10 protein-coding genes are annotated in these 17,698 nt (G+C 48.4%); 2 read left to right on the top strand and 8 right to left on the bottom strand.

Translation table 11 applies throughout. The annotated features are described in order from the left end of the window. Positions 1–24 precede the first annotated feature (24 nt). Both ACT6NU_RS01515 and ACT6NU_RS01520 read left to right on the top strand, forming a co-directional pair. Positions 25–1,287, top strand: a complete 1,263-nt coding sequence (locus ACT6NU_RS01515) for a DUF819 family protein (RefSeq protein ID WP_445382699.1) — start codon at positions 25–27, stop codon at positions 1,285–1,287. Positions 1,288–1,330: 43 nt separating this feature from the next. Next, entirely contained in the window at positions 1,331–2,029 is a 699-nt protein-coding gene (locus ACT6NU_RS01520) for a DUF4369 domain-containing protein (RefSeq protein WP_445382700.1), read from the top strand. Positions 2,030–2,036: 7 nt separating this feature from the next. Here ACT6NU_RS01520 and ACT6NU_RS01525 read toward each other — a convergent pair whose 3' ends face one another. The 8 genes from ACT6NU_RS01525 to ACT6NU_RS01560 all read right to left on the bottom strand — a co-directional run bounded on the left by ACT6NU_RS01525 (position 2,037) and on the right by ACT6NU_RS01560 (position 17,654). Further along, positions 2,037–2,306, bottom strand: coding sequence for a hypothetical protein (locus tag ACT6NU_RS01525; RefSeq protein WP_445382701.1), 270 nt, complete (start codon positions 2,304–2,306; stop codon positions 2,037–2,039). 54 nt (positions 2,307–2,360) lie between these two features. Further along, positions 2,361–3,323, bottom strand: a complete 963-nt coding sequence (locus tag ACT6NU_RS01530; protein WP_445383817.1) for a type I phosphomannose isomerase catalytic subunit — start codon at positions 3,321–3,323, stop codon at positions 2,361–2,363. A 2-nt stretch (positions 3,324–3,325) separates the two neighbouring features. After that, positions 3,326–3,787 carry a peroxiredoxin gene (locus ACT6NU_RS01535; protein WP_445382702.1) on the bottom strand — a complete coding sequence of 154 codons (462 nt, stop codon included), beginning with the start codon at positions 3,785–3,787 and terminating at the stop codon, positions 3,326–3,328. Between the two features lie 2 nt (positions 3,788–3,789). Next, positions 3,790–4,197, bottom strand: a complete 408-nt coding sequence (locus ACT6NU_RS01540; RefSeq protein WP_445382703.1) for a 6-pyruvoyl trahydropterin synthase family protein — start codon at positions 4,195–4,197, stop codon at positions 3,790–3,792. 3 nt (positions 4,198–4,200) lie between these two features. Continuing rightward, positions 4,201–4,725: an isopentenyl-diphosphate Delta-isomerase gene (idi, locus tag ACT6NU_RS01545; RefSeq protein WP_445382704.1), complete on the bottom strand. Its 525-nt coding sequence runs from the start codon at positions 4,723–4,725 to the stop codon at positions 4,201–4,203. An 83-nt stretch (positions 4,726–4,808) separates the two neighbouring features. Next, the gene (locus tag ACT6NU_RS01550) at positions 4,809–5,771 is read right to left on the bottom strand and encodes a PorP/SprF family type IX secretion system membrane protein (protein ID WP_445382705.1); all 963 of its coding nucleotides are present in this window, start codon (positions 5,769–5,771) and stop codon (positions 4,809–4,811) included. Positions 5,772–5,775: 4 nt separating this feature from the next. After that, the gene (locus ACT6NU_RS01555; RefSeq protein ID WP_445382706.1) at positions 5,776–7,785 is read right to left on the bottom strand and encodes an Ig-like domain-containing protein; all 2,010 of its coding nucleotides are present in this window, start codon (positions 7,783–7,785) and stop codon (positions 5,776–5,778) included. Positions 7,786–7,808: 23 nt separating this feature from the next. Continuing rightward, on the bottom strand, positions 7,809–17,654 hold the full coding sequence (locus ACT6NU_RS01560; RefSeq protein WP_445382707.1) for a hypothetical protein: 9,846 nt from the start codon (positions 17,652–17,654) through the stop codon (positions 7,809–7,811). Between the last annotated feature and the right edge of the window lie 44 nt (positions 17,655–17,698).

The raw sequence follows: 17,698 nt of genomic DNA on the forward strand, positions 1-17,698 counted from the left end.
CGGCGAACTGAGCAAACCTTTAAAATGGACGAACCGCTTATTACCGATGATACAGTAGTTTTCGGATTATTAGCCCTTTGCCTGGGGCTTATCTTTTACACCTCTGGAATCCGGAAGGGTTTCTGGAAACGTTTTTACAACTGGGTACCTGCCATTTTATTATGTTACATGCTGCCCGCCCTGCTGGCAAGCTTCGGACTGGTTTCGGATGAACACTCCAGGCTCTATTTTATGGCCAGCCGCTACCTCCTGCCGGCAGCCCTGGTTCTGATGACCCTGAGCATTGATCTAAAGGCTATTTCCAACCTGGGTTCCAAAGCACTTATCATGTTCCTGACCGGTACCGCAGGCATCATTATAGGGGGACCACTGGCCATCTTACTGGTATCCGCCATTTCTCCTGAAACCGTGGGCGGCAATGATTTTGATGCAATCTGGAGGGGACTCTCTACTATTGCCGGAAGCTGGATCGGAGGAGGCGCCAACCAGGCGGCCATGTTTGAAATTTTCAAGTTTAACCCGGACCGCTACGGGGAAATGATTCTGGTAGACGTGGTCTGTGCAAATATCTGGATGGCCATACTGCTATTGGGCGTGGGCAAGACCAATCGAATCGATCGGTGGCTCAAAGCCGATGCTTCGGCCATTGATGAATTGAAAGTTAAAGTGACTGCCTTTGCCGAACGTATTGCACGGGTTCCGACTTTACGGGATTATATGATGATGCTGTTTTTCGCATTTACGGCAGTGGGCCTTGCCCATTATCTTGGAGGTATTTTCAGTAGAGGCCTCAAGGAGGCTTCCGACTTCATTTCAAACCCCCGGAGCTTCTTGTCTTTTTTAGGGGGAGAATTCTTTTGGATGGTCGTGATTGCCACCGTGCTCGGGGTAGCTATGTCTTTTACCAAAGCCAGGAATTACGAGGGGGCAGGTGCCAGTAAAATTGGCGGGGTATTTATATATATACTGGTAGCTACCATCGGAATGAAAATGGATCTGGGAAGAGTTCTTGAAAATCCGGGCCTGATTCTTCTGGGACTCATCTGGATAGGCTTTCATGCCGGCTTGCTGATTTTGGTGGCCAAACTGATCAAAGCGCCCTTTTTCTTCCTGGCGGTTGGCAGCCAGGCCAATGTGGGCGGGGCGGCCTCTGCACCCATTGTGGCAGCTGAATTTCATCCTTCCCTTAGTTCAGTTGGTGTTTTGTTGGCCGTTTTCGGATATGTGGTCGGAACCGGTGGGGCATTGTTCTGTGCCTATTTGATGGAAGTGGCTTCTTCCCTCTAAGATTTCACAAAAAAATATGATATTTGCCGCTTAAATTATGATGATGAGAACAAGCGTAAGGGCAGTATTCTTTCTGGCATTTGCCATGCTTATTTCATGTGGTTCCGATAAGGAGCATATGGTGGTTAAAGGCGAAATAAAAGGGCTGAAAAAAGGGATGTTATATCTTCAGTTCGTTCCCGACTCTACCCTGGTCAATCTGGATTCCGTGAAAGTGAACGGCAACGGAGCCTTTGAGATAGAAGTTGAAATAGAGCAACCGGATATTTTTTATCTGTACCTGGACAAGGCAGACGGTAACGTAATGAACGACAGGATCAGTTTCTATGGCGAAAGCGGGGCAGTTCAGATCAATAGTTCATACGATGCCTTTGAAGCAAAATCTGAAATAAAAGGTGGCCCGGGCCACGAATTATACGAAGAGTATTTACGCAACAAAACACGGTTTAATATCAGGGAACTGGAGCTGTTCCAGGCGAAATCTGAATTAAACCTCCCATCAGATTCCGTTAAGCTGGATTCCCTGGAGGGCCTTGCTGTTCTGAACCTCAGGCGGTCTTACCTCTACTCTATCAATTTTGCTATCCGAAATAAAGACTCCTATCTGGCTCCCATCATTGCCGTAAATGATGTGGCAGATGCCAATCCGAAGTTTCTGGATTCCATTTACAGCAATCTGAACCAGGAAATTGCCGCCTCAAAGTACGGCCGTAAACTCAAAGAATTAATCGGGAAGGAATAGACCTGGTTCAGGCCATCTTATTGATCTGATCTACCAGGGATCTCGCTTCTTTTTCCAGGGTTGCCCGAACGGTATTGAAGTGCTTCTTTTTATTTTCAACCTCCTTGCTGTTAACCTCAGCAATCAGAGAATCGAAGGTTTCTATCGCCTTATCTATAATAGCTGAGCCTTCCTTGGAACCTTCCATATTATTAGAGCTCTCAACTATATATACTGCCTCGATAACATCACCGAGTACGTTATTGATATCCTTCTTGAGGTTTCGAATACTTGCCATAACCAATTTTATTTAGTGCAAAAATACAACTTCCAAGTGAATGGGCACTGTAGATCAGATGGTCACTTCTAAAAGTTTGCAGGAATAAGCCTGTATATCAACCCTGTCTGCAGCTGCAGGAATCAAGACAGATTCACCCCTTTTGATATTTACCTTTTCACTGCCGGTTTGTATAGCAGCCTCACCTTCAACAGCAATCATGATGGTGAATGCCTCCCTGTCTTCCAGCGGCCGCTCCAGGTTTCCGGCCACCTCCAGATAAGCTGTTGTAAAATACTGGCTTACCGCCATTGGGTTGACCTGCCCTGCATTTCGCTCGTAAGAGAGTACGAAATCATCCTTCCTGCTGTAATCTATGGCGTCTAAAGCCTGTTCGGTATGGAGTTCGCGCAGCTTTCCATCGGCATCCTTTCGGTTAAAGTCGAACACCCTGTAGGTTATATCTGAGGTTTGCTGGATTTCTGCCAGCAATATACCCCCTCCAATAGCATGAATTTTACCACTGTTGATAAAGTATCCCTCTCCGGCCCTTACGGGCTGGTAATGTAACAGCTCTGTTAATGCTCCTGCATCCAGGGCCTCCCTGTATTTTTCGGAGGTGGTATCTTCCTCAAATCCGATAATCAGCTGTGAGCCGGGATCTGCATCCATGATATACCACATCTCGGTTTTGCCAAATGAATTGTGTCGCTGTCGAGCAAGGGTATCATCAGGATGTACCTGTATGGAAAGATCCTGGGCAGCGTCAATAAATTTTATCAGGATTGGAAATTCCTTTCCAAACCGATCCAAAACACTTTTACCGAGCAAAGCTTCAGGATCTGCTTCTATCAGCTCATTGAGGTTTTTGCCTTTTAAGGGACCATTGCAGACCACCGATACATCGCCGGGAACTCCGGATATTTCCCAGCTTTCCCCGATACGATCGCCTTTTACATCTTTCTTGAGTACGGTGCGCAACTTAGCACCGCCCCAAAGTCTTTCCTTATAGATTGGATGAAATTTAAGCGGATAGATTTTCATGCTTCTTTCATTTGACGTACTGCCTGCAAAGCCTTCGGAACGTGCCTGAGGGCATTTACGCTGTTAAATGCCATTACAATTTTACCGGATTTGTCCACAACAAAGGTTTCCCTGCCCGGCAACAGATTGAAAACACTGTTGCGGATGCCAAACATCTTTCTGACCTGATTGGCTTTATCTTCCAGCAATAAAAAAGGGAGCCTGAATCTTTTGGCAAATTTCTGATGTGAGCCTACCGAGTCTGAGCTGATCCCGGCCACCAAAATACCCTGTTCGGTAAAGGTTTCATAAGCATCGCGAAAGGCGCAGGCTTCGGCAGTACAACCGGGGGTGTTGTCCTTTGGGTAGAAAAAAAGGACCATAGGCCTTTTTCCAAGATAGTCTTTAGAGTGAAACCAATTTCCATCCTGATCCTTTAAAGAAAATTCGGGAACCCTGCTTCCTTTAGATAATCCCATTATTAGCCTGTATAGGTTACGAAATTCCGTGGTGTTTCAAATAACTGTACCTCCAACTCCATTGATTCATTCAAATGTGGTCGCAGTTTATTCCAAATGACAACAGCAATGTTTTCGGCAGTTGGGTTCAGTTCTTGAAAATCAGCCACTTCTTCATTGAGGTTTTTATGGTCAAAGGCATCTTCTATTTCTTCACGGATAAGATCCTTCAGCACTTTCATATCCATCACAAAACCTGTTTCAGGGTCAATTGGGCCGGTTACACTGACAATTAACTCATAATTGTGCCCGTGGTACCTTGGATTGTTGCATTTTCCGAAAACAGCCTGATTGGTTTTATCGTCCCAGTCTGGCCGATATAAGCGGTGTGCGGCATTGAAATGAGCCTTGCGGCTAACTTTTACTTTCATGAATCAGGTGTTTTTCGAGATGTGTTTATAAAAACGATCAAATATAATTTTGAACCAGGCTGTATACTTATCCGGATTCTGTTGCAGGTCTGCTTGAATGTCCTGCAGGGCCATCCATTTCCAGGCATTGACTTCCTCCGGGTTGATGGCGGGCTCCCCCTCATAATATCCCAACATCACATGGTCCAGTTCATGTTCGGTAAGTCCGTTGTCGAAAGGGGCCTTATAGATAAAGGAAAATAGTTCCTGCAGCTCGGTTTGGAACCCCATCTCTTCCTGCAAGCGTCGCTTTCCCGCCTGGAGATTTGTTTCTCCGAGCCGCTGGTGGCTGCAGCAGGTATTAGTCCATAAGAGCGGGGAATGATACTTGTGAGATGCGCGTTGCTGTAGCAGCGTTTCGCCTTTCTCATTTAAAACAAATACAGAAAATGCCCTGTGTAACACCGCCTTTTCATGGGCTTCCATTTTAGGCATGGTCCCAACAACGGTATCTTCAGGGGTCACCAGAATAACTTCCTCTTCTCTCACAGCCCAAAAATACGTCCTTTCCCTTATTTTTCGGTTAAGGCATTCTTAAAATTCGAGCCGGAATCCTATTTAAATAAATGCTTTTAGAAGAACCTTGGAGATTTAATGTTCCCCACGGCCTTGATGAAATCGTATCGAAGAATAACCTCAAAAGAGCCATCGTTAAAACGGGCACTTCCAAGGGCAGTGGTCTCTTTATCATAAGCGATCCCTATCAGGAAGGCCGGTGACATTTGAAAGCCCACCATCCCGCTTATTGCCGCGTCCCAGCGATAGGCTGCACCCATGATCAATTTATCATTGTACATGAAGTTTGCAGACAGGTCCAGCTGCAGGGGTGCTCCCGCCGTAAACTTGGAAAGCAGTGCCGGCTTGAATTTCCAGAGTGGATTCAAGTCCCATACATAACCCGTTATCAGGTAATAATTCATTTGCTCCCGGGCGGTTGAGAGGGAAGATTCCTCAAAATGAGAGGTTTCCAAAAAACGAGGTACTGAAAGGCCAGCATAGAATCTTTGGGTGTGGTAATAGATCCCTGCCCCAACATTAGGGGTGAGCCGGTTTTGTATATCCTGTTGCAGCGTAGCATCGGGATTGTTGGGATCCTGGTTGAGTTCAGAAAAACGAATATCGAGTAAATTAAGGCTTCCTTTTAGACCAAAACTCAGGCGTGCCTCCTGGGCGAGCTGAATGGTATAGGAAAGATCCAGGTCAAAGTAGGTTTCAGAGGTTGGGCCAATCTGATCGTTCACAACGGAAATACCCATCCCAAGGCCCCGATACCCTATAGGAGAATGGATATTCAGGGTTTGTGTTTTAGGTGCACCTTCCAGGCCAACCCATTGCGCCCTGTAAAGCGCTGCGATACTCAAGTGACCCCGGGAGCCAGCGTAACCGGGATTTACGCTTACCGTATTATACATGTACTGTGTGTACTGGGCGTCTTGTTGACCGTACAGGCCCATTGCCAAAAACAGTAAAAAGTAAAGGAGGTATTTATTAGCCTTAAGGCCCTTCCTTATGGGAATTGGTTTATGTATTGGCATGGTTTTATCGGTTTAAGTAAATGTATCCGGAACGGGTTTTCATTAGCCCGTTATCGTTTTCATAATCCAGGATATAAAAATAGGTACCCACCGGAAGCTTATTGTCCTGATCAATTGTAGCCCTGCCCTGTGAGGTGCCATCGAATACATTTCCGTTGCTGTTATAAGCACGGGTAGTGTACACCAGTACTCCCCATCGGTTATAGATTTTAATAGAGTTGTTTGGGAAATTTTCAATATTTTCAATCTTAAGGACGTCGTGGGAGCCATCGTTATTAGGGGTAACCACATTATAAACGACCAATTCATCCTCATTGTTGTTCGGTTCCAGATAATCCGGGATACCGTCTCCATCCATGTCGTCATTACTAAAATTGCCATCGCCATCCGCATCTTCATCGGCAGTCATTATACTATCGGCATCATCGTCTACATCCCGATAATCTGCCTCCCCGTCATTATCGGTCTGTGGCAGGTTTACATTTGGATCATTCACTTCGTCATTCACGTCAATATCAATAGTGCTGCCTCCTTCATAGCCATCATCCAGACCGTCATTGTCCTTGTCAGATCCAATAAACACTACGTCGGGTATCCCATCCTGATTCCAGTCATGCCCTTCTACGGCATCCGGAACACCGTCATTATCGCTATCGGGATCTACATAATCCGGCAGCCCGTCTCCATCCGTATCTTCCGGAATCAAACCAACACCCCCATTTTCATAGGCATCGTCCAGGCCGTTATTATTGGTGTCCAAACCACTTGGCGGGATATAACCAGCTGTTGTCTGGGCCTCTATGTTATCGGGAATTCCATCATTATCGCTGTCAATATCCAGGTAATCAGGGAATCCATCTCCATCCGTGTCGGTCGGATTCGTAGCCGGATCGTTATCCCCATCCGGATTGAGGTCTTCAAAGGCGTCTACAATACCGTCATTGTCCTGATCTATATCGATACCAACACTGTTCACCAATACAGATACAGTTGCGACACTACAGTTCCCCAGGCTGTCACAAAGGGTGTAGGTAAAACTATCTGTTCCTGTAAAACCAGGATTTGGTGTATAGGTAACCACATCATCCGAAGGATCTGACGGGGTGCCATTATCATTTACAGTCAATGAACCATTCGCTGGCAGGGTGGTGGTCAAACTGCCGTTGTTTGGAATATCATTATCGTTTGCAGACCAGGGTACCACAACCGGGGTGTCTTCATTGGTAGCAACAGCATCGTCTAAGGCGTCCACAATCGGGATAACATCAACTGTAACCGTTGCCGTACTGCAATCCCCAGAGGTGTTGCAGACGGTGTAATCAAAACTGTCTGGCCCGTTGTAATCGGGGTCCGGGGTATAGGTTAGGATATCATCCGTTGGGTCGTTGGGGGTTCCACTGTCGTTGATACTTACAGTACCATTTGCCGGGTTGGTTGCCGTTAAAGAACCGCTTTGTGGCAAACTGCTGTCGTTACTGTAAATTGGTACTACCACAGAGGTGTCTTCATCAGTAGCTATAAGGTCATCAACCAGGACTGCTGCCTGTTGCATACAAACAACAGTAAAGGCAGGAAGATCAATGCTATTTCCCGCCTTTGTGAGTGTTGCCGTATACCTGACTACTGTTTGGGTTGCAATTACCGTAGGGCGTAAAGGATCCCCACCAACAGCAGGACTCCAGCTAACGGTTGCCGCCCCGCTGACATTAGAAGAAATATCCATGGTAACCTGGTTATCCGGACTATTACAATCTGTAAGGATAAAATAACCCGTGGCATTGGTACCACAGAGGGTACCGTCATAAGTGGCAAAATAGACTCCAGGGCTGGTAGCCTCATAGAAAAAATCGGTACTTAAAACCGTACTGAGATCCGAGGCCTCATACCATTGATAGTTAGTTTCATCTCCTGAATTTGGAGCCTGTAGTAAAAACTGAGCGTTCATTTGGATACAACCGAGGCACAGGAACAATAATCCTGTCAGATAAGCTTTATGTATCAGTTTTGGCTTCAATTAGGGAGTGTTATGGATTTGGCTTATTTAACTACAAATACCACGTTGATAAGCGAGTTGTAATCCGCAGGTTGCCCGATAATATCATAGGTCAGCACTCCGTTGGCATCAATACTCATATTGGCAAATACAGCCGGGTCAGCATAGGTTACATAGTAATAGAGTTCTGCAGCTGTATACGTTGGCAGGGCCGCAGGTGCTCCTGAGCTTGCCACCGTAGGTGACCCGTACTGAGCAATATACTGAGCGTACAAGTCTACAGTAAATCCAGTACCATTTGTTGAAGCATCAATTGCAATGGAGGGCGGATAAAAAATCCGAGCCGATTTAGATGTTATGGGAGCAATGGCATTGATTACTTCCTGCACAGTAGTTTCATTTGTCGGAGATGCTTCGCCGCCTTCGTCTACATCAATTGGAGTCCGTAATGACACCTCATCGTCAAACTGATCATCTGTACTTCCTGCAGCCACTTCGTCTATTGCTGCCTGCACATCTGAAGCAGTCAGGCCGGAAGTAGTATTGTCATAGGTCACTTCCGCAGCGGTCTGGTCATCTGTACCACTGTTATCTAAAGATGACAGGTCAACTGTCGTAGAGCTTCCATTTTCAATATCGATTTGAAGGATGTTCGCTCCACTAAGAGTGGCTCCTGTAAGGTTTTGGTCATCTGTACTTACCCCTGAGATATCCACAGACTGGGTGCCTCCGGCATCTGTTACCGTCAGGTTGGTACCGTCAAAGCCGATTCCGGTATTGTATTCGTTGGTCGGGTCTGCATCTGCATCATCTACCAGGGCAGAAAGGTCCACCGTTTCGTTGGTTCCGTTCTCAATTCCAATGGTTAGGGTGGTGCCTGCTAAGTTAGATCCGGAAATGTTCTGGTCATCTGTACTGCTTGCAGCTACTTCATCCAGGGCTGCCTGTACATCTGAAGCAGTCAGGCCAGAAGTAGTATTGTCATAAGTCACTTCCGCAGCGGTCTGATCATCGGTACTTACCCCTGAGATATCCACAGACTGGGTTCCTCCCGCATCTGTTACCGTCAGGTTAGTGCCGTCAAAGCCGATCCCCGTGTTGTATTCGTTGGTCGGGTCTGCATCTGCATCGTCTACCAGAGCCGAGAGGTCAACGGTTTCGTTGGTTCCGTTCTCAATTCCGATGGTAAGGGTTGTGCCGGCCAGGTTGGAGCCAGAAATGTTCTGATCATCAGTACTGCCTGTAGCCACTTCGTCTATTGCCGCCTGCACATCTGAAGCAGTCAGGCCAGAGGTGGTATTGTCATAAGTTACTTCCGCAGCGGTCTGATCATCGGTACTAACCCCTGAGATATCCACAGACTGGGTTCCCCCGGCATCTGTTACCGTCAGGTTGGTGCCGTCAAAGCCGATCCCCGTGTTGTATTCGTTGGTCGGGTCTGCATCTGCATCGTCTACCAGAGCAGCCAGGTCTACGGTTTCGTTGGTTCCGTTTTCGATCCCAATGGTAAGGGTCGTTCCGGCCAATCCTGATCCAGAGATGTTCTGATCATCGGTGCTTCCTGCCGCTACTTCGTCGATAGCAGCTTGTGTATCTGTGGCAGTCAGGCCAGAGGTGGTATTGTCATAAGTTACTTCCGCAGCGGTCTGATCATCGGTACTTACCCCTGAGATATCCACAGACTGGGTTCCCCCCGCATCGGTTACCGTCAGGTTAGTGCCGTCAAAGCCGATTCCGGTGTTGTATTCGTTGGTCGGGTCTGCATCGGCATCGTCTACCAAGGCGGAGAGGTCAACGGTTTCGTTGGTTCCGTTTTCAATCCCTATGGTAAGGGTTGTCCCGGCCAGGTTGGAGCCAGAAATGTTCTGGTCATCCGTGCTGCCTGCAGCCACTTCGTCTATTGCTGCCTGCACATCTGAAGCAGTCAGGCCAGAGGTGGTATTGTCATAAGTTACTTCCGCAGCGGTCTGATCGTCCGTGCTTACACCTGAGATATCTACAGACTGGGTTCCCCCGGCATCGGTTACCGTCAGGTTGGTACCGTCAAAGCCGATTCCGGTATTGTATTCGTTAGTCGGGTCTGCATCTGCATCATCTACCAGAGCCGAGAGGTCAACGGTTTCGTTGGTTCCGTTCTCAATTCCAATAGTAAGAGTGGTTCCGGCCAATCCGGATCCAGAGATGTTCTGATCATCGGTGCTAACCCCTGAGATATCAACAGACTGGGTTCCCCCCGCATCTGTTACGGTCAGGTTGGTACCGTCAAAGCCGATCCCGGTGTTGTATTCGTTGGTCGGGTCTGCATCTGCATCATCTACCAGAGCCGAGAGGTCAACGGTTTCGTTGGTTCCGTTCTCAATTCCAATGGTTAGGGTGGTGCCTGCTAAGTTAGATCCGGAAATGTTCTGGTCATCTGTACTGCCTGCAGCTACTTCATCCAGGGCTGCCTGTACATCTGAAGCCGTCAGGCCGGAAGTGGTATTGTCATAAGTTACTTCCGCAGCGGTCTGATCATCGGTACTTACCCCTGAGATATCCACAGACTGGGTTCCCCCCGCATCGGTTACCGTCAGGTTAGTGCCGTCAAAGCCGATCCCGGTGTTGTATTCGTTGGTCGGGTCTGCATCTGCATCGTCTACCAGGGCGGAAAGGTCAACGGTTTCATTGGTTCCGTTCTCAATTCCGATAGTAAGGGTTGTACCAGCTAAATTGGAGCCAGAAATGTTCTGGTCATCGGTGCTAACACCTGAGATATCTACAGACTGGGTTCCCCCGGCATCGGTTACCGTCAGGTTGGTACCGTCAAAGCCGATCCCGGTGTTGTATTCGTTGGTCGGGTCTGCATCTGCATCGTCTACCAGGGCGGAAAGGTCAACGGTTTCGTTGGTTCCGTTTTCAATTCCGATAGTAAGGGTTGTACCAGCTAAATTGGAGCCAGAAATGTTCTGGTCATCAGTGCTAACCCCTGAGATATCCACAGACTGGGTTCCCCCCGCATCTGTTACCGTCAGGTTGGTACCATCAAAGCCGATTCCGGTGTTGTATTCGTTGGTCGGGTCTGCATCTGCATCATCTACCAGAGCCGAGAGGTCAACGGTTTCGTTGGTTCCGTTTTCAATCCCTATGGTAAGGGTGGTCCCGGCCAATCCGGATCCGGAGATGTTCTGATCATCAGTGCTTCCTGCCGCTACTTCGTCGATAGCAGCTTGTGTATCTGTGGCAGTCAGGCCAGAGGTGGTATTGTCATAAGTTACTTCCGCAGCGGTCTGATCATCGGTACTTACCCCTGAGATGTCTACCGACTGGGTTCCCCCCGCATCTGTTACCGTCAGGTTGGTACCATCAAAGCCGATCCCCGTGTTGTATTCGTTGGTCGGGTCTGCATCTGCATCGTCTACCAGGGCGGAAAGGTCAACGGTTTCGTTGGTTCCGTTTTCAATTCCGATAGTCAGGGTTGTCCCGGCCAGGTTGGAGCCAGAAATGTTCTGGTCATCGGTGCTGCCCGCAGCTACTTCGTCTATTGCCGCCTGCACATCTGAAGCAGTCAGGCCAGAGGTGGTATTGTCATAAGTCACTTCTGCAGCGGTCTGATCATCGGTACTTACCCCTGATATATCCACAGACTGGGTTCCCCCGGCATCTGTTACCGTCAGGTTAGTGCCGTCAAAGCCGATCCCTGTGTTGTATTCGTTAGTCGGGTCTGCATCTGCATCGTCTACCAGAGCCGAGAGGTCAACGGTTTCATTGGTTCCGTTTTCAATCCCTATGGTAAGGGTTGTACCAGCTAAATTAGAACCAGAAATATTCTGGTCATCCGTGCTAACCCCAGAAATATCCACAGACTGGGTTCCCCCCGCATCTGTTACCGTCAGGTTAGTGCCGTCAAAGCCGATCCCGGTGTTGTATTCGTTGGTCGGGTCTGCATCTGCATCGTCTACCAGGGCGGAAAGGTCAACGGTTTCGTTGGTTCCGTTTTCAATTCCGATAGTCAGGGTTGTCCCGGCCAGGTTGGAGCCAGAGATATTCTGGTCATCCGTGCTGCCTGCAGCCACTTCATCCAGAGCAGCCTGTACATCTGTAGCGATAAGGCCAGAGGTGGTATTGTCATAGGTTACTTCAGCAGCGGTCTGGTCATCGGTACTTACCCCTGAGATATCCACAGACTGGGTTCCCCCCGCATCGGTTACGGTCAGGTTAGTGCCGTCAAAGCCGATCCCGGTGTTGTATTCGTTGGTCGGGTCTGCATCTGCATCATCTACCAGGGCCGAGAGGTCAACGGTTTCGTTGGTTCCGTTTTCGATCCCAATGGTAAGGGTTGTGCCTGCTAAATTTGATCCGGAAATGTTCTGGTCATCCGTGCTGCCTGCAGCCACTTCATCCAGAGCAGCCTGTACATCTGTAGCGATAAGGCCAGAGGTGGTATTGTCATAAGTCACTTCTGCAGCTGTCTGATCATCTGTACCACTGTTATCTAAGGATGACAGGTCTACTGTAGTAGAGGTTCCGTTTTCAATATCAATTTGAAGGATGTTCGCTCCACTTAAAGTGGCTCCTGTCAGGTTCTGATCATCCGTGCTTACACCAGAGATGTCCACAGACTGGGTTCCCCCGGCATCTGTTACCGTCAGGTTGGTACCGTCAAAGCCGATTCCGGTATTGTATTCGTTAGTCGGGTCTGCATCTGCATCATCTACCAGAGCCGAGAGGTCAACTGTTTCGTTGGTTCCATTTTCAATTCCAATAGTAAGGGTGGTTCCGGCAAGGTTGGAGCCAGAAATGTTCTGATCATCTGTACTTACACCAGAGATATCCACAGACTGGGTTCCCCCGGCATCTGTTACCGTCAGGTTAGTGCCGTCAAAGCCAATCCCGGTGTTGTATTCGTTGGTCGGGTCTGCATCTGCATCTTCTACCAGAGCGGAAAGGTCTACGGTTTCGTTGGTTCCGTTTTCGATCCCAATGGTAAGGGTTGTGCCTGCTAAATTTGATCCGGAAATGTTCTGGTCATCCGTGCTGCCTGCAGCCACTTCATCCAGAGCTGCCTGTACATCTGTAGCGGTAAGGCCAGAGGTGGTATTGTCATATGGATTTGAAGCAGCCCGGGTATCGAGGATTATATCTGAGCCATCGTTATTTGTAAACGTATAAGTGCCATTGCCATTATCCGTGATATCGGATTTGGCAATAGTTTGAGAGGTGCCATTTTCATTGACATAAGTAAATGTACCGTCTGCATTATCTGATATATTGGTAATCGTTTCAGAAATAGTAACCGAGGCAACATTTAAATAAAGGGCTCCGTCAGACCCCACAGCGATATCATTATTGGCATCCCCACTGATAAGGCCTGCAGATTGCGTTCCGCCGCCGTCTGAAACCTCTATGGCGCCACCGGTAACAGCAACTCCTGTATTGTATTCATTGGTCGGGTCTGCATCTGCATCATCTACCAGCGCTGAAAGGTCCACAGTTTCGTTGGTTCCATTCTCAATTCCGATGGTAAGGGTTGTGCCAGCCAGGTTGGAGCCGGAAATGTTCTGGTCATCTGTGCTTACCCCTGAAATATCTACAGACTGGGTGCCTCCGGCATCCGTTACCGTCAGGTTGGTCCCGTCAAAGCCTATCCCGGTATTGTATTCGTTGGTGGGGTCTGCATCCGCATCGTCTACAAGAGCAGAAAGGTCAACTGTTTCATTGGTTCCGTTTTCAATTCCGATGGTAAGGGTTGTGCCTGCTAAATTAGAACCAGAGATATTCTGGTCATCCGTGCTTACCCCTGAGATGTCCACAGACTGGGTTCCTCCGGCATCGGTTACCGTCAGGTTAGTGCCGTCAAAGCCGATCCCTGTGTTGTATTCGTTAGTCGGGTCTGCATCCGCATCATCTACCAAGGTGGAAAGGTCAACGGTTTCGTTGGTTCCGTTCTCAATTCCGATAGTAAGGGTGGTTCCGGCAAGGTTGGAGCCAGAAATGTTCTGGTCATCGGTACTTACCCCAGAAATATCCACAGACTGGGTTCCTCCGGCATCTGTTACCGTCAGGTTGGTACCGTCAAAGCCGATTCCGGTATTGTATTCGTTGGTCGGGTCTGCATCTGCATCGTCTACCAGGGCAGAAAGGTCTACGGTTTCGTTGGTTCCGTTTTCAATACCGATGGTAAGGGTGGTTCCGGCCAGGTTGGATCCAGAGATATTCTGATCATCGGTGCTAACCCCAGAGATATCCACGGACTGGGTTCCCCCGGCATCGGTTACCGTCAGGTTGGTGCCGTCAAAACCGATCCCGGTGTTGTATTCGTTGGTCGGGTCTGCATCTGCATCATCTACCAGAGCCGAGAGGTCAACGGTTTCGTTGGTTCCGTTCTCAATTCCAATAGTAAGAGTGGTTCCGGCCAATCCGGATCCAGAGATGTTCTGATCATCGGTGCTAACCCCAGAAATATCTACAGACTGGGTTCCCCCGGCATCCGTTACCGTCAGGTTAGTGCCGTCAAAGCCAATCCCGGTGTTGTATTCGTTGGTCGGGTCTGCATCTGCATCGTCTACCAGAGCGGAAAGGTCTATGGTTTCGTTGGTTCCGTTTTCGATCCCAATGGTAAGGGTTGTGCCTGCTAAATTTGATCCGGAAATGTTCTGGTCATCCGTGCTGCCTGCAGCCACTTCATCCAGAGCAGCCTGTACATCTGTAGCGATAAGGCCAGAGGTGGTATTGTCGTATGGATTTGAAGCAGCCCGGGTATCGAGGATTACATCTGAGCCATCGTTATTTGTAAACGTATAAGTGCCATTGCCATTATCCGTGATATCGGATTTGGCGATCGTTTGGGAAATCCCATTTTCATTTACATAAGTAAAGGTGCCATCCGCATTATCTGAAATGTTGGTAATGGTCTCGGAGACCGTTACTGATGCAACATTTAAATAAAGAGCTCCGTCAGACCCCACAGCGATATCGTTGTTGGCATCCCCGCTTATAAGGCCAGCAGACTGGGTTCCCCCTGCATCTGTTACTTCAACAGCCCCACCCGTTACGGCAACTCCTGTGTTGTATTCATTTGTCGGATCCGCATCGGAATCGTCTACCAATGAGGAAAGATCGACTATTTCAGACCCCCCATTTTCGATTCCAATGGTCAGGTTGGTCCCGGCCAGATTGGATCCGGAAATATTTTGATCATCTGAACTACCGGCAACAACCTCATCTATAGCCGCCTGCACATCGGTGGCAGTTAAACCTGAGGTTGTATTATCATAAGGGTTGGAGTTTGCATTAGTATCAATAACCTCTGTTGCCCCTCCTTCGTTTGTATATGTATAGGTACCATCCCCGTTGTCTACCAGGGTAGTTACTGTATTGTTGGTGTCGATAGTTACTGAAGTACCGAAGTCATCGGTAATGGTATAGGTCCCGTCTGCATTGTCCACAACTGTGGCGATCTTCGCATCAAAGGTGATGGCTACCCCATCTTCATCCGTATAAGTAAAGGTACCATCGGCATTATCTACCAGTGTAGAGGTAGTCTCTGTAAAGGTGGTTACCGTACCGTCCTCTGAGGTATAGGTAAAGCTGCCATCCCCGTTGTCTACCAGGGTGGTTACAGTATTGTTCGTATCGATGGTGACCGAGGTACCGAAGTCATCGGTAATGGTATAGGTACCATCCGCATTGTCCACAACTGTGGCGATCTTCGCATCAAAGGTGGTGGCTACCCCGTCTTCATCGGTATAGGTAAAGGTACCGTCGGCGTTGTCTACCAGTGTAGAGGTGGTTTCCGTAAAAGTGGTTACCGTACCGTCCTCTGAGGTATAGGTAAAACTGCCATCCCCGTTGTCTACCAGGGTGGTTACTGTATTGTTGGTGTCGATGGTTACCGAAGTACCGAAGTCATCGGTAATGGTATAGGTACCATCCGCATTGTCCACAACTGTGGCGATCTTCGCATCAAAGGTGGTGGCTACCCCATCTTCATCCGTATAAGTAAAGGTACCATCGGCATTATCTACCAGTGTAGAGGTAGTCTCTGTAAAGGTGGTTACCGTACCGTCCTCTGAGGTATAGGTAAAGCTGCCATCCCCGTTGTCTACCAGGGTGGTTACTGTATTGTTGGTGTCGATAGTTACTGAAGTACCGAAGTCATCGGTAATGGTATAGGTACCATCCGCATTGTCCACAACTGTGGCGATCTTCGCATCAAAGGTGGTGGCTACCCCATCTTCATCCGTATAAGTAAAGGTACCGTCGGCATTGTCTACCAGTGTAGAGGTGGTTTCTGTAAAAGTGGTTACCGTTCCGTCCTCTGAGGTATAGGTAAAGCTGCCATCCCCGTTGTCTACCAGGGTGGTTACTGTATTGTTGGTGTCGATAGTTACTGAAGTACCGAAGTCATCGGTAATGGTATAGGTCCCGTCTGCATTGTCCACAACTGTGGCGATCTTCGCATCAAAGGTGGTGGCTACCCCATCTTCATCCGTATAAGTAAAGGTACCGTCGGCGTTGTCTACCAGCGTAGAGGTGGTTTCTGTAAAAGTGGTTACCGTTCCGTCCTCTGAGGTATAGGTAAAGCTGCCATCCCCGTTGTCTACCAGGGTGGTTACTGTATTGTTCGTATCGATGGTGACCGAGGTACCGAAGTCATCGGTAATGGTATAGGTCCCGTCTGCATTGTCCACAACTGTGGCTATCTTCGCATCAAAGGTGGTGGCTACCCCATCTTCATCCGTATAAGTAAAGGTACCATCGGCATTATCTACCAGTGTAGAGGTAGTCTCTGTAAAGGTGGTTACCGTACCGTCCTCTGAGGTATAGGTAAAGCTGCCATCCCCGTTGTCTACCAGGGTGGTTACTGTATTGTTGGTGTCGATAGTTACTGAAGTACCGAAGTCATCGGTAATGGTATAGGTACCATCCGCATTGTCCACAACTGTGGCGATCTTCGCATCAAAGGTGGTGGCTACCCCATCTTCATCCGTATAAGTAAAGGTACCATCGGCATTATCTACCAGTGTAGAGGTAGTCTCTGTAAAGGTGGTTACCGTACCGTCCTCTGAGGTATAGGTAAAGCTGCCATCCCCGTTGTCTACCAGGGTGGTTACTGTATTGTTGGTGTCGATAGTTACTGAAGTACCGAAGTCATCGGTAATGGTATAGGTACCATCCGCATTGTCCACAACTGTGGCGATCTTCGCATCAAAGGTGGTGGCTACCCCATCTTCATCCGTATAAGTAAAGGTACCGTCGGCATTGTCTACCAGTGTAGAGGTGGTTTCTGTAAAAGTGGTTACCGTTCCGTCCTCTGAGGTATAGGTAAAGCTGCCATCCCCGTTGTCTACCAGGGTGGTTACTGTATTGTTGGTGTCGATAGTTACTGAAGTACCGAAGTCATCGGTAATGGTATAGGTCCCGTCTGCATTGTCCACAACTGTGGCGATCTTCGCATCAAAGGTGGTGGCTACCCCATCTTCATCCGTATAAGTAAAGGTACCGTCGGCGTTGTCTACCAGCGTAGAGGTGGTTTCAGCCACTGCAGCTATATCAGCAATAGGAACACTTACCGTATTTCCATCACTGTCAGTCATTACCAGGTCGGTTCCGACCACGGCAAAGGAAGTATTGGTTGTATTGGTATCTATGGCAGTCAGTTCCCAGGAGTCCCCGTCCCAGAAGTAAATGGTACCCGTATTGGTATTGACATAGATATCACCGGTGTCTGCCCCGGATGGGGCGGTCGCGCCGGCAACCGTAACCGCGGTACCGCTGAGCACCTCGCAATTACATTGATCTGCAAGGTTCACAGTGGTTTGTGAAAACCCGGCAACGGAAAACAGCATAAAGAGAATCAGAAAACTGATCCTCCTGCTAACTCCCTTGATATAAGCCCTAGTAAAATTCATATTGAAATACTTATACTCCTGTTCTGTTATTTCCTTGTGTCCCC

This window comes from Robiginitalea rubriflava (genome assembly GCF_052540725.1).